Origin of the sequence: Meiothermus sp., from assembly GCF_025060375.1 — a bacterium.
In the GTDB taxonomy this organism is placed as follows: domain Bacteria; phylum Deinococcota; class Deinococci; order Deinococcales; family Thermaceae; genus Meiothermus.
On the sequence record NZ_JANXCG010000012.1, the window covers coordinates 24,390 to 46,222 of the forward strand.

Annotated in this window: 24 protein-coding genes; 12 read left to right on the top strand and 12 right to left on the bottom strand. The window is 66.5% G+C overall.

Annotated elements, in window-relative coordinates; all coding sequences use genetic code 11:
* The first annotated feature begins 18 nt into the window (after nt 1-18).
* Both NZ849_RS01470 and NZ849_RS01475 read left to right on the top strand, forming a co-directional pair.
* Nucleotides 19-1,380 carry an ammonium transporter gene (locus NZ849_RS01470; protein WP_295403287.1) on the top strand — a complete coding sequence of 454 codons (1,362 nt, stop codon included), beginning with the start codon at nt 19-21 and terminating at the stop codon, nt 1,378-1,380.
* 9 nt (nt 1,381-1,389) lie between these two features.
* Nucleotides 1,390-1,740, top strand: a complete 351-nt coding sequence (locus tag NZ849_RS01475; protein ID WP_295403290.1) for a P-II family nitrogen regulator — start codon at nt 1,390-1,392, stop codon at nt 1,738-1,740.
* Between the two features lie 278 nt (nt 1,741-2,018).
* Here NZ849_RS01475 and NZ849_RS01480 read toward each other — a convergent pair whose 3' ends face one another.
* Complete coding sequence (locus NZ849_RS01480; RefSeq protein ID WP_295403293.1) at nt 2,019-3,062, bottom strand: ATP-binding cassette domain-containing protein; 1,044 nt, start codon at nt 3,060-3,062, stop codon at nt 2,019-2,021.
* Between the two features lie 9 nt (nt 3,063-3,071).
* On the opposite strand from NZ849_RS01480, the gene pdxH reads away from it, so the two are divergent.
* The gene (gene pdxH / locus NZ849_RS01485; protein ID WP_295403296.1) at nt 3,072-3,701 is read left to right on the top strand and encodes a pyridoxamine 5'-phosphate oxidase; all 630 of its coding nucleotides are present in this window, start codon (nt 3,072-3,074) and stop codon (nt 3,699-3,701) included.
* Here pdxH and NZ849_RS01490 read toward each other — a convergent pair.
* The 3 genes from NZ849_RS01490 to NZ849_RS01500 are packed head-to-tail and all read right to left on the bottom strand — an operon-like array spanning nt 3,698 to nt 5,395.
* Nucleotides 3,698-4,348 (bottom strand): phosphoribosyltransferase, encoded by a 651-nt coding sequence (locus NZ849_RS01490; RefSeq protein ID WP_295403299.1) that lies wholly within the window; start codon nt 4,346-4,348, stop codon nt 3,698-3,700. The genes pdxH and NZ849_RS01490 overlap by 4 nt on opposite strands.
* 20 nt (nt 4,349-4,368) lie before the next feature.
* Nucleotides 4,369-4,803 (bottom strand): hypothetical protein, encoded by a 435-nt coding sequence (locus tag NZ849_RS01495; RefSeq protein WP_295403302.1) that lies wholly within the window; start codon nt 4,801-4,803, stop codon nt 4,369-4,371.
* A gap of 52 nt (nt 4,804-4,855) precedes the next feature.
* The gene (locus NZ849_RS01500) at nt 4,856-5,395 is read right to left on the bottom strand and encodes an inorganic diphosphatase (RefSeq protein WP_295403305.1); all 540 of its coding nucleotides are present in this window, start codon (nt 5,393-5,395) and stop codon (nt 4,856-4,858) included.
* 107 nt (nt 5,396-5,502) lie between these two features.
* Here NZ849_RS01500 and NZ849_RS01505 point away from each other — a divergent pair, with 107 nt between their 5' ends.
* Together NZ849_RS01505 and NZ849_RS01510 are read left to right on the top strand one after the other, a co-directional pair.
* Nucleotides 5,503-6,321, top strand: a complete 819-nt coding sequence (locus tag NZ849_RS01505; RefSeq protein ID WP_295403308.1) for a hypothetical protein — start codon at nt 5,503-5,505, stop codon at nt 6,319-6,321.
* A complete protein-coding gene (locus tag NZ849_RS01510) occupies nt 6,318-6,962 on the top strand; it encodes an outer membrane lipoprotein carrier protein LolA (RefSeq protein WP_295403311.1) in 645 nt (214 codons plus the stop codon). The genes NZ849_RS01505 and NZ849_RS01510 overlap by 4 nt, the downstream gene beginning before the upstream one ends.
* 17 nt (nt 6,963-6,979) lie before the next feature.
* Here NZ849_RS01510 and NZ849_RS01515 read toward each other — a convergent pair whose 3' ends face one another.
* Nucleotides 6,980-8,287, bottom strand: a complete 1,308-nt coding sequence (locus tag NZ849_RS01515; protein WP_295403314.1) for an NYN domain-containing protein — start codon at nt 8,285-8,287, stop codon at nt 6,980-6,982.
* Between the two features lie 164 nt (nt 8,288-8,451).
* Between NZ849_RS01515 and NZ849_RS01520 the strand changes: the two genes are divergently transcribed.
* A complete protein-coding gene (locus tag NZ849_RS01520; RefSeq protein ID WP_295403316.1) occupies nt 8,452-9,318 on the top strand; it encodes an EamA family transporter in 867 nt (288 codons plus the stop codon).
* A 4-nt stretch (nt 9,319-9,322) separates the two neighbouring features.
* Here the strand turns inward: NZ849_RS01520 and NZ849_RS01525 are convergent, their stop codons facing one another.
* Both NZ849_RS01525 and pdxY read right to left on the bottom strand, forming a co-directional pair.
* On the bottom strand, nt 9,323-11,338 hold the full coding sequence (locus NZ849_RS01525) for a molybdopterin oxidoreductase family protein (protein ID WP_295403318.1): 2,016 nt from the start codon (nt 11,336-11,338) through the stop codon (nt 9,323-9,325).
* Between the two features lie 21 nt (nt 11,339-11,359).
* Nucleotides 11,360-12,241, bottom strand: a complete 882-nt coding sequence (gene pdxY / locus NZ849_RS01530) for a pyridoxal kinase PdxY (RefSeq protein ID WP_295403321.1) — start codon at nt 12,239-12,241, stop codon at nt 11,360-11,362.
* A 139-nt stretch (nt 12,242-12,380) separates the two neighbouring features.
* On the opposite strand from pdxY, the gene NZ849_RS01535 reads away from it, so the two are divergent.
* Nucleotides 12,381-12,839 carry a hypothetical protein gene (locus tag NZ849_RS01535; RefSeq protein WP_295386625.1) on the top strand — a complete coding sequence of 153 codons (459 nt, stop codon included), beginning with the start codon at nt 12,381-12,383 and terminating at the stop codon, nt 12,837-12,839.
* On the opposite strand, the gene NZ849_RS01540 is transcribed toward NZ849_RS01535, so the two are convergent.
* From NZ849_RS01540 to NZ849_RS01555, 4 genes are read right to left on the bottom strand one after another with little or no spacing between them, the layout of a single operon-like run.
* The gene (locus NZ849_RS01540) at nt 12,836-14,125 is read right to left on the bottom strand and encodes an ABC transporter permease (protein WP_295403324.1); all 1,290 of its coding nucleotides are present in this window, start codon (nt 14,123-14,125) and stop codon (nt 12,836-12,838) included. The two genes, NZ849_RS01535 and NZ849_RS01540, sit on opposite strands and share 4 nt — an antisense overlap.
* A complete protein-coding gene (locus tag NZ849_RS01545) occupies nt 14,122-14,817 on the bottom strand; it encodes an ABC transporter ATP-binding protein (RefSeq protein WP_295403327.1) in 696 nt (231 codons plus the stop codon). The genes NZ849_RS01540 and NZ849_RS01545 overlap by 4 nt, the downstream gene beginning before the upstream one ends.
* Nucleotides 14,818-14,820: 3 nt before the next feature.
* Entirely contained in the window at nt 14,821-16,005 is a 1,185-nt protein-coding gene (locus tag NZ849_RS01550; protein WP_295403330.1) for an HlyD family efflux transporter periplasmic adaptor subunit, read from the bottom strand.
* A gap of 11 nt (nt 16,006-16,016) precedes the next feature.
* Nucleotides 16,017-16,631: a YIP1 family protein gene (locus tag NZ849_RS01555; RefSeq protein ID WP_295403335.1), complete on the bottom strand. Its 615-nt coding sequence runs from the start codon at nt 16,629-16,631 to the stop codon at nt 16,017-16,019.
* A gap of 74 nt (nt 16,632-16,705) precedes the next feature.
* Here NZ849_RS01555 and NZ849_RS01560 point away from each other — a divergent pair, with 74 nt between their 5' ends.
* Together NZ849_RS01560 and NZ849_RS01565 are read left to right on the top strand one after the other, a co-directional pair.
* Nucleotides 16,706-17,110: a methylglyoxal synthase gene (locus NZ849_RS01560; RefSeq protein ID WP_295386608.1), complete on the top strand. Its 405-nt coding sequence runs from the start codon at nt 16,706-16,708 to the stop codon at nt 17,108-17,110.
* A 52-nt stretch (nt 17,111-17,162) separates the two neighbouring features.
* A complete protein-coding gene (locus NZ849_RS01565) occupies nt 17,163-17,387 on the top strand; it encodes a hypothetical protein (protein WP_295386605.1) in 225 nt (74 codons plus the stop codon).
* A 74-nt stretch (nt 17,388-17,461) separates the two neighbouring features.
* On the opposite strand, the gene NZ849_RS01570 is transcribed toward NZ849_RS01565, so the two are convergent.
* Nucleotides 17,462-18,658 (bottom strand): class I SAM-dependent methyltransferase, encoded by a 1,197-nt coding sequence (locus NZ849_RS01570; protein ID WP_295386603.1) that lies wholly within the window; start codon nt 18,656-18,658, stop codon nt 17,462-17,464.
* A gap of 234 nt (nt 18,659-18,892) precedes the next feature.
* On the opposite strand from NZ849_RS01570, the gene NZ849_RS01575 reads away from it, so the two are divergent.
* Genes NZ849_RS01575 through NZ849_RS01585 form a run of 3 tightly spaced genes read left to right on the top strand, consistent with a single transcriptional unit; the run spans nt 18,893 to nt 21,832 of the window.
* On the top strand, nt 18,893-20,053 hold the full coding sequence (locus NZ849_RS01575) for a lycopene cyclase family protein (protein WP_295386600.1): 1,161 nt from the start codon (nt 18,893-18,895) through the stop codon (nt 20,051-20,053).
* Entirely contained in the window at nt 20,020-21,159 is a 1,140-nt protein-coding gene (locus tag NZ849_RS01580) for a carotenoid biosynthesis protein (protein ID WP_295403337.1), read from the top strand. Before NZ849_RS01575 ends, NZ849_RS01580 begins: the two co-directional genes overlap by 34 nt.
* Nucleotides 21,149-21,832 (top strand): lysophospholipid acyltransferase family protein, encoded by a 684-nt coding sequence (locus tag NZ849_RS01585; RefSeq protein ID WP_295403339.1) that lies wholly within the window; start codon nt 21,149-21,151, stop codon nt 21,830-21,832. The genes NZ849_RS01580 and NZ849_RS01585 overlap by 11 nt, the downstream gene beginning before the upstream one ends.
* The last annotated feature ends 1 nt before the right edge of the window (nt 21,833 follow it).

The window sequence follows — 21,833 nt, forward strand, 5'->3', positions numbered from 1 at the left end:
GCAGGAGGTGAAGGGTTGATGAAAAACCTTCGACTGCCCTTGTTCGTGTTGGGGCTACTGGGGGGTCTGGCGCTGGCTGAGGACCCTGCGATGAGCGCCGCCGACACTGCCTGGATGTTGGTGGCGACGGGGCTGGTGCTCCTCATGACCCCTGCCCTGGCCTTCTTCTACGGGGGGCTGGTGCGCTCCAAGAACGTTCTCAACACCATGATGATGAGCTTCTCGGCCCTGGGGTTTGTGGGGGTGGCCTGGGCCCTTCTGGGCTACAGCCTGGCCCTCTCGGGGGAGGGCAACTTCATTGGGGACCTGCGTTTCGCTTTCTTGAGCAACGTGGGCCTCGAGAACAGCGGCGCCATTGCCTCCATCACCATTCCCCACCTGCTTTGGATGGTTTTCCAGGGCACCTTCGCCATCATCACCGCAGCCTTGGTTTCGGGGGCAATTGTGGAGCGGATGCGCTTTCCGGCCTTCCTGCTCTTCATCACCCTTTGGAGCCTGGTGGTCTACGCACCCATCGCCAAGTGGGTCTGGGGTGGTGGCTTTTTGGCTGACCTAGGGGCCTGGGACTTTGCCGGGGGTACGGTGGTGCACATCAACGCGGGCATCGCGGCGCTGGTTGCGGCGCTCGTGCTGGGACCGCGCAAGGACTTCGGCCGTCAGGCCATCCTGCCCCACAATGTTCCGTTTGTGCTCCTGGGGGCGGCTTTCCTCTGGTTCGGCTGGTTTGGTTTCAACGCGGGCAGCGCCTGGGCGGCGAACGCCACTGCTGGGCTGGCCCTGGCCAACACCATTTTGGCCCCGGCGGCTACCCTGGTGGTCTGGTCGCTTCTGGACCTGTTCCGTACCGGCCGGGTTACCGCGGTGGGCCTGGCCACGGCGATTGTGGTAGGCCTGGTGGTCATCACCCCTGCGGCGGCTTTCGTCGCCCCCATCTATGCCCTGGCCATGGGGGCGATTGGGGCCTTCCCCAGCTACTTTGTGCTCCTTTGGCGGGCTAAAAGTGGCCTGGACGACTCCCTGGACGTGTTTGCTGCGCACGGCGTAGCGGGCATGGCCGGTGCGGTCTTGACCGGGGTCTTCGCCCAGGAGTCCGTTAACGGGCTTTTCAACGGTCTCATCGCGGGCAACCCGGCCCAGGTGCTGATACAGGCCTTTGCGGTTTTGATCGCGGTGGTCTACAGCGCTGGGATGACCTTCTTGCTCCTCAAGCTGGTGGGGCTTCTGACCGCCCTCAAGGCCTCGCCGAAAGAGGAGGGGCTTGGGATGGACGTCACCCAGCACGGCGAGGAGGCCTACACCAGTGGGGAAGGGGCGATCCTGGTGCGCAGTGAGGCGCCCAAGCCCTCGGCTCAGCCCAAGCCGGTAGGGGGCACCGATTAGGAGGTCGGCATGAAGCTGGTTGTGGCGATTATCCGCCCAGAGAAGCTCAACGATGTGCTCGAGGCCCTGTTTAGGGCTGAAGTGCGGGGTCTTTCGATAAGCCGGGTCCAGGGGCACGGAGGGGAGACCGAGAGGGTAGAGACTTACCGCGGCACCACCGTAAAGATGGAGCTTTCCGAGAAGGTTCGCCTGGAGATTGGGGTTTCCGACCACTTTGTGGAGCCTACGGTGCGGGCCATCCTGGCCTCGGCGCGCACCGGGGAGGTAGGGGACGGCAAGGTCTTTGTGTTGCCGGTGGAGAAGATTTACCGCATCCGCACCGGCGAGGAGGACACCGCTGCGGTGACCCCGGTGGGCTGATACCCAGGCCCAAAGGGTCCCGGTGGGGTAACCCACCGGGCTTTTTAGTGAGGCGGGCAGCTCGAGGAGGTTTGAGGTCGAGGCCTACTTCAGCAACCAAGGGCCAGTTGTTCTTCCCTCAACCCAGCCCGAACCCCCTGGCTGTGGGCGACTACCTGCGGATCGCCAAGGCATCGACGAGCTTTAGCGTGGGCGGCGTACGATGAGCCTTCCTTAGGCTGAGGGGCCCTGCGCCTCCAGGGGGCCGAGGAAGGGGGCTTTTTGGAGGCCGGCGGCGCTCAGGCGGGGGTTGCTTGGCCCTGCGCGGTGGCGAAAACCTTTCCGACAACCTCTTCCAGGGCAGGTTCGCGCACCTCGAGGTCGTCCAGAGGGAGTTCCCCCAGCAGCCGGCTGACCTGGGCCACGAGCTGGTCACGCTGGATGAGGAGCCGGGCCTCCCGCCCTTCCAGGGCTCTGAGCTCTCCGTAGCGCTCGAGCCGTTCCTTTTCCACGGGCAGGGCGAGCTTTAGGTGGACCTCCCGGTAGGGGGCAAAGCGCTCCAGCAGGCCCGAAAGCGGCCCATCGTAGAACAAGCGCCCTTGGTGGATCATCAGGACCCGCTCGCACAAGGCGGTGATGTCGGCCATGTAGTGGCTGGTGAGGAGAATGGTGGCCCTGTAGCGTCGGTTGTATTCCAGGAGGAACTCACGCACCGCAACCTGGGCGTTCACGTCCAGCCCCAGGGTGGGTTCGTCCAGGAACAAGACCTGGGGGCGGTGCAGCAGGGCGGCCAGCAACTCGGCCTTCATCCGCTCCCCCAAGCTCAGCTTGCGCACCGGCTGGTGGAGTTTGTCGATTAGGCCCAGCATCTCGCCCAGTTCCCCCACCCGCCTCTTGAATTCGGCCTCGGGAATCTCGTACACGGCGGCGTTCAGCCGGAGGCTATCGGCCGCTGGCAGGTCCCAGATGAGCTGCTGTTTGTTCCCCATCACCAGGGTAATCTTGCGCAAGAAGGCGTATTCCCGCCGAAATGGCTCGTGCCCAGCCACCTCCACCCGGCCCTCGCTGGGGTGGATGAGGCCTGAGAGGAGCTTTAGGGTGGTGGTCTTCCCGGCCCCGTTGGCCCCAAGAAAACCCACCACCTCCCCGGCCTCAATCCGAAACGAGACCTGCCGTACGGCCTCCACGTGCCGGTACTGGCGGCGGAAGAAGTGCAGCAGTGTGCCCGTCAGCCCTGGCTCCTTGAGGGCCACAGGGTAGCGCTTGGACAGGTTTTCGGCCCAAATTTGGCTCACCCCATAGAGTATAGCCGGAAAAACAGCCGCCTTTTCACGCGAGGGCATAATGGATTCATGTTCCGCGAGCTCCGCAGTGAGTACACCCGGGGGAGCCTGAGCGAGGCTGAGGCTGACCCCAATCCCCTCCGGCAGCTCGAGCGGTGGCTTACCGAGGCCATTGAGGCAGGCCTTTACGAGCCCCACGGGATGACCCTCTCCACGGTGGGCCCCCAGGGGCGGCCCAGCAGCCGGGTTGTGCTGTTGCGAGAGGTGGATGAGGGGGGGCTGGTCTTCTACACCAACTACGAGAGCCGCAAGGGCCGGGAACTTGCCCAGAACCCCTGGGCCTGCCTCAACTTCTGGTGGCCTACCCTGGAGCGCCAGGTGCGGATAGAAGGCTGGGTGGAGCGGCTTCCGCCTGAGCGCTCCGACCGCTACTTTGCCGGCCGCCCTTACGAGAGCCAGCTTGGGGCTTGGGCCAGCCCGCAAAGCCAGGTGCTGGCCAGCCGGGAGGAGCTGGAGGAGCGGCTGGCCCAGTTCAGGGCGCGTTTTCCGAAAGAGGTGCCTCGCCCTCCCCACTGGGGAGGGTACCGCCTGAGGCCCGACTACTTTGAGTTTTGGCAGGGGCGCCCCAGCCGGCTGCACGACCGGCTGGCCTACCGGCTGACCCAGGCGGGCTGGCAGATTGAACGGTTAGCCCCTTAGCTGGAAGGGGGCCTTTGCAGTAGCCCCAGCACCTCCTCGTCGGAGACCTGGGGGAAGTGCTCGTACCATAGGCCCACCGCACGAAACTCGGCAGGGGTCTTCAGGCAGACCACCGCATCGGCCAGTGCCTCTACCTCCCGCAGGATGTCAGGGGGAGCCACCGGCACCGCCACCACCAGCTGGGCAGGCCCTCGGGCTCGAGCGGCGGCGATGGCGGCTTTCATGGTGGCCCCGGTGGCCAGCCCGTCGTCTACCAGGAGGACGGTTTTTCCTGCCAGCTCCGGCAGGGGTCTTCCCCCTCGGTAGAGCCTTTCGCGCCGGAGAAGCTCCTGGGTTTCGCGTGCTTCCACCTGGGCTATGGCCTCAGGGGTGATGCGCAGTTCCCGGACAACCTCCTCGTTGACAACCCGTCCTCCCCCTGCGGCGATGGCCCCCAGGGCCAGCTCCTCATGGCCGGGGACGCCCAGCTTGCGCACCACCCAGACGTCCAGCGGGGCGCCCAACCTTTGGGCAATGGGGTGGGCCACCGGAACACCGCCGCGGGGCAAGGCGAAGACCAGCACCTGGGGCACCCGGCCATACCCCAGCGCCACCAGCCGATCGGCCAAACGCTCCCCGGCCTGCCGGCGGTCCCGGAAGCGGTCCATGGGGGTATTCTACGCCGGCCTCAAAGGACGCCGTAGTTGTAAGTTTCGTTCCGCCCGTTTTTGTCCACAATGGCCCACCAGCGGTGCTCGGACAGGGTAGGCATCTGGAGTAAAAACACCCAGAACTTCTCGGGGCTCTCTCCCCCATCCGGTTGCAGGGGACTTTCAGGGGTGATAAGGGTGAGCTGGGAGTCGCCGGCGTTCATGAAGTCCCGAACAGCGCTTTGCAGCTCCTCCAGGTCGGGCTCCTCAGAGAGGTCGTAGGCTGAGGGGTCGGCCTCAATCAGGCCCAGCGGGCTTTGCTCGTCGCTACCATCCTCGATGAAGCTGCGGATGGCGGCCTCCAGCGCTTCGAGGAAGCCGTCTTCGTCGGCTATATGGGTGGGCACCTCCACGCTCAGGTCGGGCACCTCGAGCGCCTTTAGCAGGGACTCTATGCGCTGCTGTAGGGCCATAGTGGTCGCTGGATTACATAACCACAAACGCCCGCTCTGGTCAAGCCGTTTTTCAGTGGACCCTGGCCTCCTTGAAGCGTTCAATGCAGGCCTTGACCTCGGCCAGCGCGGCGGCCCTGTCCTTCCAGCCTGAGACCTTAACCCACTTGCCCTTGTGGGCCTCTAGGGCCTTGTAGGTTTCAAAGAAGTTCTGGATTTCCTGCTTGTGGGCGGTGGGCAGGTCGCTCAGGTCTTGGATGTGGTCGAAGCGGGGGTCCTCAGCCACCACCCCGATAATCTTGGCGTCGCCGCCCTTTTCATCCTGCATGTCCACCATGCCGATGATCCGCACGTCCACCACCACCCCGGGCAGAAGGGGGTAGGTGGAGAGGATGATGCCGTCCAGGGGATCGCCGTCCTCAGCTAAGGTGGAGGGGATGAAGCCGTAATCACCCGGGTAGAACTGGGCCGTGGGGAGCACCCGGTCGAGCTTGATGGCCTCGAGGTCGGGGTCGTACTCGTACTTGTTGGAAGAGCCGCGCGGCACTTCAATCACCATGTGGACAATTTCGGGGGCTTTTTTGCCAACCGGCAGGTTCTTGAGGTTCGCCATAACGCTCCCATTCTGCCACAAAGCGCTGCTGGCCTGGGTGGTTCTGACCTGGGTACAGGCCCTCGGTAGGCTGGCCTCCCTCAGGGCCCCTAAAATTGCCCTTGGCCATGAACCCCTGGGTCTACCTCACAGCCGCGGCGGTTCTATGGGGCTCCGGTTTTGCCCAGTCCCTCACCTTCGGGCTCTACGGCCGCCTGTCTGACCGCTTCACACCCACCCTCGAGGCCACCCTGCCGCTGGGGAACTTCGACCTCGGGGCCCGCCTCCAGCGCGATGCACTGGGGCTGGGGCTTTTCGGCGCAACCGAGTTTAGCGCTCTGGGGCGCCTGACCTATGGCGTGCGGGCCGGTCTGGGGTTTGCAGGCTGGGGGGTCGAAGGCCGTGTGGGTGGAACCGTTGGGCCGGTGGCGGCCGGCCTCGAGGCCCTCTACAGCACCACCCTGCGCTCCCATTTGTGGGTGGGCGACGAGGCCGAAGGGGGGCTCAGACTGGACTTGTGGGGGCGGTATCGTCTGGGCCCCCGCGAAACTTTGGGCCTGGGGCTGGGCTTCAAGCGCGACCTGGCGGGCTTTTCCAGCGGCACCGGCGAGCTCAGCTACGCCCTGCGCCAGCAGCAGACCTACACCTTCGGGCTGGGGGTGGACGATTCGCGCCTCTATGCCCTCCTGGGCTGGCGGGGGGAACTCGACGAGGCCGGAACGTTGCTCGAGGCCACCCTGCGGGCCGGTCAGCTCTGGCGGCTCGAGGCGACCCTCACCGCACCCCTGGATGAGGGACTCAGCAATCTTAAGCTGCGCCTAACCGCAGCCTACCCCTGGGCGGCTACCCTGGAGCTGGAGGCGTACGGCTTCCGCGCCGATGCAAGCTACGACGGTGGGTTTTCGCTGTGGCTACGCTACACGCTCAGTTTTGGAGGCGATGAATGAAGAAGTTGCTGGCAGTTGCCGTTTTTTTGGGCCTGGCTATGGCCCAGACCATTGCCGAGATTACCCGTCAGGTGCAGGCCAACCTGGAACGCTCGCCCTGGGAAGCCACCCTCACCGGCAGGGTTCAAATGCCCGACGGCAGCACCCAAGAGGCCGAGTTCCGGCTCCAGGTGATTCCCAGGGAGCTGGCCCGGGTGGAGTTCAAAAAGCCCGCCGCGCTCGAGGGCAACTTTGTGGTGATCTCCGAGAAGGAGGTCTGGAACTACCTGTTCTTGACCAACCAGCTCATCATCCAGCCCCGCGCCAAGGCCCGCGTGGAGGGCCTGGGGGTCAACCTGACCGACCTGAGTGACCTTGAACAGCTCACGGAGCGGGTCACGCTCAGGCTGCTGGGCGAGCAAAACACCCCCGCCGGGGCCGCCTGGCGGATTGGTGGGGTTCCCAAGGACGCCTCGCTGGGCTTTGCCAGCATGGAACTCCTGGTGCTCAAGGCCGACCCCCGCCCGCTGTACGTCACCCTGCGCGACGCCAACAACAGGGTGCTGGCCGAACTCGGCTTCAGCGGCTTCCGCCGGACCAACCTAACCCCCCAGGCCCTGCGCAAGCGCCCTGCCGACGCTGAGGTGATCCGGCGCAACTGAGGTGGGGACTCCGGGGTTCAGGCCACATCTGGGAGCAGTTGCTGTAGGACCTCCTCCCTGACCTCTGATAGGGTGTCCTCTATCTTCTTCCGGGCCACGCTCTTTAGGGTCTCTATGAGGGCAGAAGCCGATGGAACGTCGCTGCGTAGGGTGATTTTTTGCTCCGAAAGCGGCGCCCCTTCGGGTTCACACAGGAACAGCCCAGCCGAGATGAGGCTGAGCAGCCCTAGCTTGGCCGCCTCCGACGACACGGTGCTGAGGCCACCGACGAGGTTCTCTATGGCTGTGCCAAGGTCGACCCCTTGGATTGGGTTTTGGACCAGCCAGCTCGAGATGGCGTAGAGGTCTCCTGGCGACGGCAGGCGGAGAATTGGGCTCCCCGTCGATAGGATGAAGCGGTAGGTGTCCACGGAGTGCCGGTTTTTGAGGTCTAGGTCGGGCAGCACCTCCATTTCGCTCTGCACCGAACCGCGGCCGACGACGACCACCTGCGACCCTGGAAGGCGCGCTATGCACAGCTCCGAGTCTTTGCAGGCGAATTGCATGTACTCAACGAACTTGGTGAAGCCGAACTTGATGGGCTGAAACCCGGGGACCGCGTACCTGATGGCCTCCTGGACCACCGAGAGGTTGATCCCATTTTTCATCAGGTCGGCCCGGCTGACCGCGTCCTTTGTGTACCAATCGAGAATCTCCCTTGTTTTCGCGACCACAGCCTCCAGGGTGAGGGTGGGGGTCTTTTTAACCTGCCGCGCCAGGCGGACGTTGCGGGGGTCGGTGACCTCGGTCTGCGCTGAGGGTTGGGTTTGGGAGGCCGGGCGGTCCTGGCGCTCTTCCTCTTCTGGGTCGGGTATCCAGACAAAGGCGTCGCAGACCGCCTGGAAGGTGCTGCTGGCAGACGACCTGTAGGCGCAGCCGATTACGGTTTTCCCGTACTCGTGGAGCTTCTTTGCCAGAGCTGCAAAGCCCCCATCGCCGGAGACGATTACGAACACCTCCAGCGCTGGGCGCACATGGGCTAGGTCCACCGCGTCAATAGCCAGCTGAAGGTCGGCAGCGTTTTTCCTGGGTTCCCTAGAAAACCCGAAGACCTGGATGGGGTCGATCCCAAGCTCGTTGATTTCCCCTCTCATTATCGCAAGGCGAGGGTCGCTCCAGTTGGCGTAGGCCCGCTGAACGGCGATCTGGCCTATTTTTTCCGTCCGCTTTATCTCCTCCAGGATCTGGCTGAGGGATAGGTTCGCAAGCATCCGTTGGGAGAAGCTGTACCCTTTTAGGAGGTTTTCAATGTCGTAGAAGATGGCGGTGTTGAAGCGGGTGTTCATTGCGGTTCCTTGTTTTTTGGGTTGCCGTTCTGAACGAGCGGCTCTGCCTGCCAGATTTTACCCGGGCGGCCGGGGGTTCTCAGGCGCGCGGGACCCCCGCCCCACTGGGTTGGGGTGTACCCCAAGGCTACAGCGGAGGGCCCAGACCTTGTAGACTCTTTCCCGTGCGCCGGGCCCGGTTTCTGGGACTGCTCTACCTTAACCTAGCCACCCTGTTCTGGGGCAGCACCTTTGTCATGGTTAAGGATGGCCTGGCGACCCTCGAGCCCAGCCAGATTAACTTTGCCCGCTTCAGCGTGGCCGCCTTGTTTTTTCTCCCCGTTCTCCTGGGCCAAAACAGGGCGCTTTGGTGGGCCGGCCTGGAGCTGGGGGCCTGGCTTTTTTTCGCCTACCTGACCCAGACCGTTGGGCTCCAGTACACCACTGCCAGCCGCAGCGCCTTCATCACCACCTTGTACGTGGTGGCCCTGCCCCTGTTCATGGGGCTCTTTGGCCGCCGCTTGCAGTGGCCGGTATGGGTGGGGGCGGGCCTGGCCATCCTGGGGGTGGGGCTGCTCTCCTACGACGGCTCCCCGCCCAACCTGGGTGACCTGTGGACCCTGGGCACCGCCCTTTGCTTCACCTTCTACATATGGCGCATGGAAAGCCACACCCAGCGCTTCCCCGCCTTGCCCCTGACCGGCGTGCAGATGCTTGTGGTGGCGGTGGCTTCCGGGCTTTGGACGCTGTTTGAAAAGCCCACCTGGGACTTCGGTGCCTTTCCCTATGGCTCTATTCTCTACCTGGGGGTGGTGGCCTCAGCCCTGTGCATCTGGTTGCAGGCCCTGGGCCAACGGACGGTGCCCGCGCCGCAGGCAGCGGTGGTTTTCACCCTCGAGCCGGTCTACGCAGCGGCGTTTGCCTACGTGCTTTTGGGAGAGCGGCTTGGCCTTCAGGGGGTGGTCGGGGCGCTCCTAATCGTAGCGGCTACCCTGATCAGCCAGCTCAGCGGCGAAAAACCGCGCCCTGAGCGGGCCACGGAGGTTACCTGAGGCCTCAGGCCAGCGGTTCCAGCCGCACCGGGTTGCTGTGGAAGGTGGAGCCCGCCCCCAGGTCGGTGAGGTGCTCGCCGGTGAGCCAGTTGATGCCCTTGCCGTCGGGGGCCGGGGCCTCCCACCAGGTGCCCTCCTGCACCACCGTCCCCGGGATGGGGGCCTCCGAGACCCGCACCCGCCGCACCACCGCGCCGTGGGGGGAGCGGATCCGCACCCGCGCCCCGTCCTTCACCCCAAAAGCCTGGGCGTCCTGGGGGTGCACCAGCAGGATGGGCTCCCCCCCTTCGGCCCGCACCAGGCGCTCGACGTGCCCGTAGGTGCTGTTCAGGAAGTGCTTGGCCGGAGGGGTCAGCAGAATCAGGGGAAACTCCGGGGTGGGCTCGGTCAGGATGACCGCGGGCGGCGGGTCAAACTGCACCTTGCCCGAAGGGGTGCCCGCACCATCGGTGAAGGGGCGGTGGCCGCGGGGGATGTTGAGCCGCACAAACCCCTCGGCCTTGAGGCGCTCGAGGGTGATGCCCGTGAGCCAGGGGTGGGGGGAGTCCAAAAGCGAGCGGGCCAGGGTCTCGGCGTCCCAGTAGAGGGTGGGCTCCTCCAGGCCCAGCCGCCGGCCCAGCTCGGCGAAGACCCAGGTGTTGGGCCGGGCCTCGCCCTGGGGGGGCATCAGGGCCTCGTTCCAGGAGAGGTAGTAGTGGCCGTAGGCGGTGTAGAGGTCGGGGTGCTCCAGGAAGGTGGTGGCCGGCAGCACAAAGTCGGCGAAGCGGGTGGTCTCGGTCAGGGCCTGCTCGAGCACCACCGTAAACAGGTCTTCCCGCAGAAGGCCCTGCTGCACCAGGTCGGAGCGGGGGGCCACCACCGCCGGATTGGTGTTGAAGACGAAGAGGGCCCGGATGGGCGGCTCCAGCCGGGTGAGGGCGGTGCCGAGCTGGGTCATGTTGACCCGCCGGGGCGGGGTGGGGCGGGCCTGGAGCAGGTGGGCTCCCCCTAGGTACTTCCGGTTCAGGGGGAAGGCCCCGCTGGTGCTGAGCAGGGCTCCCCCGCCGGGGTACTGCCAGGCCCCGATCAGGGCAGGCAGGAGAATCACTGCCCGCAGGGCCGAGCCCCCGCCGGGGTGGCGGGTTAGGCCGTAGCTGGTGCGGATGAAGCTGGCCCGGGCCCGGGCGAACTCGAGCGCCAGCCGCTCCACTGTGGCCGCCGGCACCCCGGTGGCGGCCTCTACCCGCTCGGGCGTCCAGGCCTCGGCCACCTCCATAAAGGCCTCGAAGCCGGTGGTCGCGCGGGCGATGTAGTCCGCGTCGTGCAGGCCGGCCTTCACGATGGCCCGGGCCATCCCGTAGGCCAGCGCGGCGTCGGTGCCGGGCCGAATTTTGATGTGCTCGTCGGCAAAGCGGCTGGTGAGGTTCTCGTAGGGGTCAATGTGCACGATGCGCGCCCCGTTGTGCCGGGCCTGCTTGAGAAAGGGGGTCAGGTGGGTGTGGGTGTGCAGGCTGTTGATGCCCCACAGGAGGATGAAGCGAGCCTTCGGCACCTCCTCGGGGTCGGTGCCGTAGCGGTGGCCGTAGGTGGCCTCCCAGGCGGCCCGCCCGGCGGTGGCGCAGATGGTGGTCTCGAGCTCGCTCGCCCCCAGGGCGCGGAAGAAGGCCAGGGGGTGCTCGTACTGCATCAGGCCCATGGTGCCGGCGTAGTGGTAGGGCAGCACCGCCTCGGGGCCGTGTTGCGCCAGGATTTGCTGGAGCCGCTCGGCAATCTCGTCGAGCGCCTCGGCCCAGCTCACCCGCGCAAAGCGGCCCTCCCCCTTCGCCCCCACCCGCCGCATGGGGTACAGGGGCCGCAGGGGGTGGTGCTGGCGCTCGGGGTAGCGGTAGGTCTTCACGCAGGCGAAGCCCTGGGTGATGGGGTGGGCGGGGTCGCCCCGAACCTCTAAGAGCCGGTTCTGGGCCGGGTCGATGGTAACCAGCAGCGAGCAGGCATCGGGGCAGTCGAGGGGGCAGGTGGCGCGGGCCTGGCGGAGCTGCATGGTGCCATTATAGGGTTTGGGCTAGGCCACCCGCTCAGCAGCAAAGCGCTGGCTCGGGTTGGCGTACTCCTCCTGAGCGGCCACGAGCTGAATTTCTCGGGCGCCGAGCTGGTGGGTGAGCTGAAGCAGGTTGTAGGTGGCGGAGACCGCGTTCTCCAAACTCAGGGCCAGCCTGCCGGTCCTGAGGTAGTGCCCCAGGAACAAGGCGGTGATGGCGTCTCCAGCGCCGTTGCGGGGGGGGTCCAGGGGGATGTAAGGGGTGCGCACGCGGTAGGCCCCCTCCTCGCCCACGGCCAGGGTCTCTATGCCGCTGGGGGAGGGCTTTTCCGGCAGGAAGCTGGTGACCATCACCACCCTGGGGCCTTCGGGGCGCATTCTTTCCCGCAACTCATGGGCGGCCTCCAGGGCTTCCTCCAGGTTCCGGACGCGCCGCCCGCTCAGAAGTTCCAGCTCAAACTGGTTGGGGGTGAGGAGGTCCGCCTGGGGCAGCACCTGCGCCTTCAGCACTGGGGGGATTTCAGGATGGACGAAGACGCCCCGGCCCGCGTCCCCCATTACCGGGTCGCAGCAGAAGAGGGCTTGGGGATTCTGCGTTCGCACCCGCGCCAGCGCCGACAGGATGGCCGCCGCGGTACCTGCACTGCCCATGTAGCCCGAGAGCACCGCGTCGCACTGGGCAAGCGCTCCTCGCTCGGCGATGCCCTCCACCATCTCCACCAGGTGTTCTGGCGGCAGTGTCAGGCCCCTCCAAGCGCCGTAGCCGGTGTGGTTGGAGAAGAGTACGGTGTGAACTGCCCAGACCTCAAAACCCAGCCGTTGCAGAGGAAAGACCGCCGCGGCATTGCCCACATGGCCGTAGGCAACCCAGCTTTGGATGGAGAGGATGCTGCGGGGCAAGCCCATGGCGGAAGTTTACGCAACTTCGCCGTGGCCTTGTTGTTCGGTTGGGTTTTCGTGACCCCTTCCTCGGGTTACCCTCCTGAATCTTTTGTGCTAAATTGCCCGACGTCTGGTGTATGAGAGCCAGGCACGGAGGTTGTGTATGAAGAAAATTCTCGGTTTGTTGGTGGTAGCCCTGCTCAGCGGGGCCCTGGCCCAAGGCCGGTTGTTTGGTGAGGTAGCCTCTGGCAACCTGAGCATGGTGCCGAACTTTGGCCTTTCGGCCAGCGCCCGCGTAGGAGCGGAGAACCTGCTGGGCCCCCTGGCCCTGCGGGGTGGGTTTGGCCTTGGGGTCTTTGGGGGAAGCACCAACTTCAACCTTGGGGCGGATGTGCTCTACTTCCTGCGCGGCTCGAGCCCGACCTTTTACCTAGGGGGTGGGCTGGGGTTGCAGACGGGCGCCGTCACTGCCTTTGACCTGAATGGGGCGGCGGGGCTCGAGCTGCCCATAACCCGCGATTTCAACTTCTTCCTGGAGCTCCAGCCGACCCTCAGGTTCGTGAGCGGGAGCAGCCAGTTCATTCTGGACCTGGAGTTCGGACCCCGGCTCTACTTCCGCTAGGCTAGGGTCTTTGGACCGGGGGGCAGGACCCCCCGGTCTTTTCCCTCGTAGCGCAGGGCCTCAATGGGGTCCAGTGCGGCGGCCCGAGCGGCGGGCCAGACCCCAAAGAAAAGCCCCACCAAGCCGCTTACCGCGAGGGCCAGGAGGACTGTGCCGGGGCTTAGGATGTAGACGAAGAAGGGCACCGCCAAGGTGATGAGCAGCAACAACCCGGCGGCCAAGGCCACCCCCAGGATGCCCCCCAGCAGGGTGAGCACCACCGCCTCTATCAGAAACTGCTGCCGAATCTGGCTCGAGGTAGCCCCCAGGGCCTTCCGCAGCCCGATTTCTCGGGTGCGCTCGGTGACCGAGACCAGCATGATGTTCATGATGCCGATGCCCCCCACCAGTAGGGAAAGACCGGCGATGCCCCCCAGCAGGGCCTGCAGGATGCGGGTAACGGAGCGCAGGGTGTCTTGGAAGCTCTCGGTGGAGGCGACCTGGTAGCGGCCCTTGCCGTAGCGGGCTTCGAAGATGCGCTGCACCTGGCGTTTAACCTGGGCGGCATCGGCCTCTTTCCGGAGCGAGAGCATCAAAAAGGCGTACTCTCCCCGCCGGGCGGTGGGGGAGGTGTTCCACACCAGGGGAATGGGGACGTAGACCGTAGCCGCGGCCCCCAACCCCCCAAAGATGCCGGCAGGGGGTGCCAGCACCCCCACCACGGTCAGCTCGAGGCGGCCACCCCCGGGGTAGAAGAGGCGCACCACCTGGCCCACCGCCTCGCGGCCGGGGAAGAGGTCTTTGGCCGCCCGGTCGGAGAGCACCGCTAAGGCCAGACCCCCGCGGGCCTCGGACTCGGTGAAGTAGCGGCCTTGGGCAATTCTGAGGGTGGGGTCGAGCCGGGGGAGGTCGCCTGGGGTGCCCTGGAGCTGGATGGAGCGGCGTTCGCCAGGGCGGACCTCGTACTGCAGGTTGCCGAAGAGCAGGGGTATGACCGCCGCTGGAAGCCCCTCCAGGGGCCTCAGGTCCTCCTCCCGGATGGGGGCGGTGCTGAAGTCGTACCCCTCGTTGAAGTTGGGCTGGACGAAGATGGAGCGCCCGGCGATAGCCTCCAGGTCTTGAGCGATGCCCGCAGAGGCCATCTGCCCCAGCGAGACCATTGCGGTGACCGAGAAGACCCCGATCACGATGCCCAAAAGGGCCAGAAAACTGCGCAGTTTGTTGGCCCAGAGGGACTCAAAGGCCATGCGCAGGTTTTCCAGAGGGTTCATGCCCCCGGCTTCCTCGGTGGCGCTTGGCGGGTTCAAGGGGCCCCTCCTTCCACCACCCGGCCGTCCCGCAGCCGCACAATCCGCTGGGCCCGCGCGGCCACATCGGGCTCATGGGTAACCAGGAGGATGGTTTTGCCCTCCTGGTGCAGGGCTCTGAAGAGGGCCAGTATCTCCTCTGAGGAGCGAGAGTCGAGGTTGCCCGTGGGCTCGTCGGCCAGCAGCAGGTCGGGCTCCTGGACCAGCGCCCTGGCGATGGCTACCCGCTGCTTCTGCCCGCCGGAAAGCTCGGCGGGCAGGTGGTCCAGCCGGTCGCCCAGCCCCACCGCCTCCAGGGTCCTTCGGGCCCGCTCGAGCCGGAGGGCCGGGGGCAGGCCCCGGTAGACCAGGGGCAGGGCCACGTTCTGCAGCGCGGTGAGCCGGGGCAGCAGGAAGAAGGCCTGGAAGACAAAGCCGATTCGGCGGTTGCGGATACGGGCCAGCTGGGCCTCGCTCAGGCCCCGCACCGAGGTCCCCCCCAGGCGGTACTCCCCTTCAGTAGGGGTGTCCAGCAGGCCGATGATGTGCATGAGGGTAGACTTTCCCGAGCCGGAAGGTCCCATCAGGGCCACAAACTCGCCCTTTTGCACGGTGAGGTCCACCCCGGCCAGGGCCCGTACCTCCACCGTGCGGGCTCCCGTACCCGAGCGGTAGACCTTGGTCACGCCCCGCATCTCCACCACCGGAACCATGCCCTAACCCCCTCGGTAGCTCACCCTCAGCCCCTCTCTTAGGGACTCAGGCGGCAGCGAGACCAGTAGGCTGCCCTCACCGATTCCCTCTACCACGGCCCGGGTGAGGTTGCGGGCCTTCAGCATCACGGGAACCTTTCGGACCCGCCGGCTCTGCTCGTCTATCTCCCAGACATAGTGCTGGTCTCCCTCCTCTACCAAAGCTTCCAGAGGGACCTGGAGGGCCTCTTGGAGGTGCAGGGTGGTGATGCGGGCGGTGACGCTTAGGCCAGGGCGGACCAGGGCCTCGGCTTTGGGCTCCGTGAAGCGGATGAACACCGGGAGCACTGCGCTGCCCCCGCTCCCTGCTACCTCGGCCTGTGTGCCCAGCCGTTCCACCTGGCCCAGGAGGGGCTCTCCGGGAAGGGCGTCCAGCTCGAGCCGCACCGGCTGCCCTGGCTGGACCCCAGGGATGTCGGCCTCGGCTAGGCGGGCCTGCACCCGTAGGCTCCCCGCCTCCACCAGCCGGATGGCTCCACCCCCAGCCGCCTCTACCCCCACCAGGTAGCCCACGCTGGCTACCGTACCGGCCACCGGTGCCCTCAGGGTGGACTGGGCCAGGGCCCGCTCGAGGGCCACCACCTCGCTTCGCCGGGCCTCCATCTGGGCTGAGAGCTCGAGCTGGGTCCCACGATGGGCTTCGGATAGGCTTCTGAGCTGGGCCTCCAGTTCGGCCGTCCGCCTTTGGGCCTGCTCCACCTCGGTCCGGGCCACCCCTCCAACCCCAAGCAGTTCCCGGAGGGTCTGCAGGGTTCGCTGGGCCTCCTCGAGCTGGTTTTCCAGACGGACGCGGCTGCTTTGGAACTCGGCCTCCTGGGCCCGCCGCCGCAGCCGCAAGGCCTCCAGGGCTTTCTTGGTGGCCTCGAGCCGGGCCTCTTCATCCCCGGTCTCGAGCACCGCCAGCACCTGCCCAGCCTCCACCCGGTCTCCCTCCCGCACCCTCACCGCGGCCACCCGGCCCGGCCGAGGGAAGCTGAGGGTATAGACTCGAGCCTCCACCACCCCGTTGGCCCGCACCTCTCGAACGAAGACCCCCCGCTCTGCCCGCACCACGTTTACTGCCAAAGCCTGCTCGGGGCGGGGCCGCAGCAGACCAAAGGCGGTGAGGCCCAAGGAGAGGAGCAACAACCACCCCAACCAGCGTTTCATGGTGGAGCGCCTCAACCCTGGCCTAGGATACCCCACAGGGTGAAGGCCAGGGAAGCCGCAGCCACCCCTAGGGTGGCCAGCCAGGCCCTTTGGGGTACCAGAACCCGCAGGCCTGTGCCGATGATCCAAAGGGACCAGGCCAGGCTCACCAGACCCAGGCCCTGCACCACCCGGGTGGTGGGGGCCGAGGCCACCGCTGCCTGGTAGGTTCGTTGCCAGGCCCGAAAGGCCTCGGTGTCGTTGAGCGGGGGTAAGGGGGGCAGCTCGGCGGTGATAGGGAAGAGGGCCCCTATGGGCAGCAGCACCAGCCCTACCAGCAACCCCGGGACGTTGCCCCAGCCGTAGACCTCCCAGGCCCGGCTGTCGGGGCCCGCCAGCAAGCGGATGATAAGCCCGCCCAGCCCCCAGAACACGATGCCCCCCACCACCCCTCCCACAAGGCCGAGCAGGAGCTGCAGGGCGAATCCACCAGGGGTGGAGGGCGGCAGCAGGCGCACCAGGAGCAGGTTGCCCAAGGTGGCCAGCGTGCTGGCGGCCAGAACGATCAGAAACGGCGCTGTCAGGTTGGGCCTGCGCTCCTGGAGGGCCTGGAAGAACTGCCTAGGAGAGAGAAGAGCCTCAACCATGTTCACCTCTCCCAAAGTTTTCCCCAGCCCCCTCCTTTGGGCAAGGGCCAGAATATTTGGGTAATCTGGGGTTCATGAAGGCGCTCGCCCTGATTGCCCACGATCGCAAGAAGACCGATATGGTGGCCTTCGCCATGACCCACAGGGAGCTCCTTTCCCGCTTTCCCCTGGTGGCTACCGGAACCACTGGCCGGCTCTTGCAGGAAAAGGTAGGGCTCAGTGTGACGCGGATGCTCTCGGGGCCCTTGGGCGGCGACCAGCAAATTGGGGCCATGGTGGCTGAGGAGCGGGTGCTGGCGGTAATTTTCCTGCGCGACCCCCTGGAGGCTCAGCCCCACGAGCCCGATGTGCAGGCCTTGATGCGGGTCTGCGATGTGCACAACGTGCCCCTGGCAACCAACCTGGCCGCGGCGGAGGCGGTGCTGGCCTGGCTGAACAGCGACCTCTCAGCCAACGAGCGAAGGTCTCAGCGGATATAGTGTCAGGGGACCCTAATGTTAGGAAAGTTGAGTGCTATATTGGCAAGTAGCTATGACGCCTGTGGAATGGATTCGCCAAATGGTTGAGGCCAACCGAGAGGCCCTTCAGCAGATGCCCTTTCCACCTGGGCTGGCTGAGTACATAGACGAGCTGGTCAAGGCTGGTCAGACCGAGCAGATCATCGCCATGATGAAGATGAGCTTTTTGATCGGTGTCCAGCAGGGGGCCCGCAGTGAGGAGGTCTCCCTTCCCCCCCGGGTTCGCATCCAGGCCTAGCCGGCGGCTGGATGTTATCCAGCCCGGTTAGGGCCCCGCATCCCGAGGGCAGGGGGTGCTCTAAAGGTGAGAACCTAGGGGGCCATCTGGGCGGGCTGAGGGGCCAGGATGCGAGGGTAGGGCAGCGCCAGAATGCAGCGGCCCCCGCCCTCCAGGTAGCCCGGCAACCAGCGGCTCACCTCCTCGAGGTTCTCCTGGAGGAGCAGGAGGTAATCGGTGGGGCGCTCGAGCAGCCTCTGCGGACCTTGGACGGGCACGTGGACCCCTGCTATGTAGTGCCCTTGCTTGCGCGGGTCGGGGTCTACCAGGCAGTCCACCACCTCGGGCCCTAGCCCAACGAAGTTGAGAAGGAGCGCACTCTCTGGGCAGGCTCCGTAGACCGCAATCCGGCGGCCTCGGGCCTTCAGCTCGGTCAGAAGGGTCAGCAGGGCCTCCCTCAGGGCGGCCACCTGGGAGCCGAACTCGAGGTAGTAGGCCGTCCCTTCCAGACCCAGCCTGCGCTCCTCCTCCAGGTACCGTTCCACCCCTGCTTCGCTGGGCCCGGTCCTGCCCAGATGGACCCACAACAGCCCCGGTGCGGGCGCTTCCACCCGTTGGAGCTGAAGTCCGTGCCGCTGGGCCAGCCGCTTCAGCGCTCCCACGGAGAAGTAGTTCTGTTGCGGGGGGCTAAAGCGGGTGAAGCGGCGGCCCTCGAGCAGCTCGCGCAGGTTGGGCAGCTCCAGGACCAGGTGACCCTGCTCCGCCAACACCTGGGCAAGCCCCTCGAGCAGCCCGTTGGGGTCGTGGGTGTAGGCGAGCAGATGCCCCGCCAGGATGAGGTCGCTTTGGAACCCCTCCTCCTTGAGCCGGAGGGCCAGGGCGTGGTCAAAGCGGGCCCGGCGGGTGGGAATAGCCCAGCTCAGGGCGGTTTGGCTGCGTTCAGGGTGGGGGTCGAGGTAGAGCACCCGGGCTCCCCCCCGCTCGAGCCGGCTCAGGAGTTCCAAGGGGCAGCCCTCCAAGGCCAGCACCTGCTTTGGGCGCCGGATTTCCATCTGGGCCAGCAGCGTCCTCCAGCTTCCGTAGACCGACCCGCTTTCGATGGCCTCCTGCGCTCCGCCTAGGAGCTGTACCAGCCCGCAGCGGGGGCAGAAGCCCAGCTCGAGTTGCGGGCGTTTTTCCACCACGTTGAGTTGATCGAGCCTGCGGAGGCTGCCCAGGGGTAGCCGCCCTAGGCTCAGGAAGCTGAGGAGCTCCCTGGCTCCGCATGCACGGCAGGTCTTGAGCCTGTTCATTCAAGCCCCCACAGGCCGGTGGGCACCGGCACCTATCGCCCAAGGTAGGGCCTTCTCCGTAATCCTGGCGTTATGCCGCTGCCCTTGCCCATCAGGCCTCCGGGCTTGGGCGGGTTAAGGGCGGGGAGGGTTGGCTGGGAGGGCCCAACGTGGGGTTAACGCCCGCCATAACGGGGCTTGGTTTGTAGCCCCCGTCCACACGTTGGCCCTCGGGTGGCCTAATTTTTTAGATGGGTGGGTGAGCGCTACGACTTCATCGTTGCGGGTGCGGGAGCGGCGGGGCTCAGCCTGGTCTACCACCTGGCTCAGGCGGGGGTGGAAGGCCGGGTGCTCCTGCTCGAGCGAGCCCCCAAGACCGAGAACGACCGCACCTGGTGCTTTTGGGAGGTGGAGGCGGGTCCTTTTGAGCCCCTGGTTTTCCGCCGCTGGGAGCACCTTTGGTTCTTTGGGGAGGACCAGGGCCAGCGGCTCAGCATCGCCCCATACACCTACAAGATGATCCGCGGCCGCGATTTCTACGCCCACATGGAGCGCTGGATGTCCACTCAGCCCCAGCTCACCCTGCGTTACGGCGAGGTCACCCGCATAGGAGAGGATGAGGAGGGGCCCTGGGTGGAGCAGGGGGGCCGGGTGTACCGGGGCCAGTGGGTCTTCAGCAGCCTGTACCAGCCCCCACCGCCCAGCCCCCGCTACCACCGCCTTCTTCAGCACTTCAAGGGCTGGGTGGTGCGCGCCTCCAGGCCGGTTTTCGACCCCCAGGCCGCCACCCTGATGGACTTTCGCCTGCCCCAGCGGGGGCCGGTGTGCTTTGGCTACGTCCTCCCCTTTGATGCCCAGACCGCCCTGGTGGAGTACACCCTGTTTTCCCAGCGCCTTCTGCCCCCCGAAGCCTACGACCAGGGCCTGAAGGAGTACCTGGAAGGCGTGCTGGGTGTGGAGCGCTACGAGGTGCTGGAGCGCGAGTTCGGGGTTATCCCCATGACCGATGCGCCCCTCCCACAGCAGCCCAGCCCGCGGGTGGTCCACATTGGCACCGCCGGTGGCTGCACCAAGGCCTCCACGGGCTACACCTTTCAGCGCATCCAGGCCCAGGCCCGCCGCATTGCCCAGACCCTGCAGGAAAGGGGCCGGCCGGTGCTCGAGCCTGGCTCGATTCGCCACGCCCTCATGGACAGCGTTTTGCTGCACCTCTTGGAGAGGGGCTATTCTTCGGGGGAGAGGGTCTTTAGCCGGCTTTTCCGGAAGAACCCGCCCCAGCGGGTGCTGCGCTTTTTGGATGAGGCCACGGGGTGGCTCGAGGACCTTCAGGTTATGGCCAGCGTGGACGTACCGGTTTTTGCCCGGGCGGCCTTGGGGGCGCTTTGGCGCCGCTGGGGGGTGGGCTTGTGGGGGTAGGGGTGTTGGCGGCGGTGCTCGTGGGCCTGCTGCCGGCGCTTTGGGTGAGGCCCTCGAGGGTGGGGTCCAGCCCGCCTGGGCTGCGATGGTTGGGAGGAGGGGTGGGGCTGGGCCTGGCCCTGCTCGGGGCAGGGGTTTGGGTGGGCGACCGGGAAGCTCCCCTAGGGGCGCTGTTGGCCGTGGGGGGGGCTGGGCTGGCCGCTTTGTGGTTTTTGGGGGCCGACCTGCTCTGGCCTGGCCGGGCTGTTCTGCTCCGCTCGGGGTTGCCGGTGGGGCTGCTGGGGGGTGGGGTAGGCTTCTGGCTGGGTGGGGGGTGGGCGGCCTGGGTTGGGGGTGTGCTGGCGGGTGTCTGGGCCGCCCAGCTCGGCTGGCTGCTGGGTCATCCAGGCGCCCGGGCCCGGCTGGGGTGGCTGGGCAGGCGGACTGAGCCGTGGATGGTCTTTCTGGCCTTGGCGGTGCTGGTGCGGGTTCCGGTGCCGATTTACCCTCAGGAATTCCCCCTTTTGGCCCTGGCCCAGATGGTCCTTCTGGGCCTTTCCGCTCTGCTTTGGGCCTTTGGGCGCCTGGGGTGGCGGGCCCTTGGGCTGGCGGCGGTGGCCTTTGGCCTGGGCCTTGGGGTGGAGTTTGTGGGGAGCCGCACCGGCCTGCCCTTTGGGCGCTACACCTACGAGGGCGCCCCGGGGCCGCACCTTTGGGGGGTTCCGCTGATTGTGCCTTTGGGCTGGTTCGCTCTGGTGCTCTCTGCGCATGCCCTCGCCCGGGGTCGGGTGGTTCGGGTGGGGCTTATGGCGGTGGCCTGGGACCTGGGCCTAGAGGCCTTGATGACCGCCCAGGGGTACTGGACCTGGCAGGATCCCCACCCCTTCTGGTACGGGGCGCCCTTGCTCAACTACCTGGCCTGGTTCGCGGTGGGTTGCGGCCTCTCCTGGGTCTACGGTCGGCTGGCCCCCAGCCTTTCAGCGGGAGGGTTCGGTTGGGCCTATCGCCTAGAGGCCCTCTTTCTCCCCACGGGGCTGGCCCTGCTGGGGTTTTGGCCTGCGGCTTTGGTCTGCGGCCTGGCGATGAACCTTCTGGCCTGGGAAAAGGAGCGGTGTGGTGAGGGGTGAGTTGCGGCCTACACACTGGCTCCTCCGCCTTGGCTTTCACCTCCTGTTCCGGCGGAGTTTGCGGCGGGGGCTGCGGGGGGTTTGGATCCGGGGGGGGCTGCCCGGGGGGGCCTGTGTGCTGGCGAGCAACCACCATTCCTGGTGGGACAGCTACCTGCTGCCGGTCCTGCTCAGCCGTTCCGGGCGGCCCTTCCGGGTGGTGGTAGGGGAGGCCCGGCTCAGGGAGTTCCCCTTCTTCAGGTATCTGGAAACGGTGCCGGCGAACCGCCCCCGGGAGGCGCTGCGGGCCCTTGGGCGAGGAGAGGTGTTGGTGCTCTTCCCCGAGGGCGAGCTGCGCCCGCCGGGGGCTTTGGGGGAGTTGCGCCCCGGGGCGGTCTGGCTGGCCCGGAAGGCCGGGGTGCAGGTGGTGCCGGTGGCCTCGAGGGTGGTGCTGCGCGGGCATGAGTTTCCCGAGGCCTACTTGGTGTTCGGGGAGCCCGTGGAGCCCGAGCTGGACCTTCTGGGCAGGGCCTTGGGGGAGGCCCTGGGCCTTTTGGACGACCTGGTGCGGACCTCCCCTGCCGAAGAACCCCTGCCGGGGTTCTCCCTGGCCCTCCCTGGCCGGAGGAGCACCCACGAGCGGATGGCCCGCTGGGGAGCCTGGCTGGGGAGGCTGGTGGGTGGGGGTGGGTAGG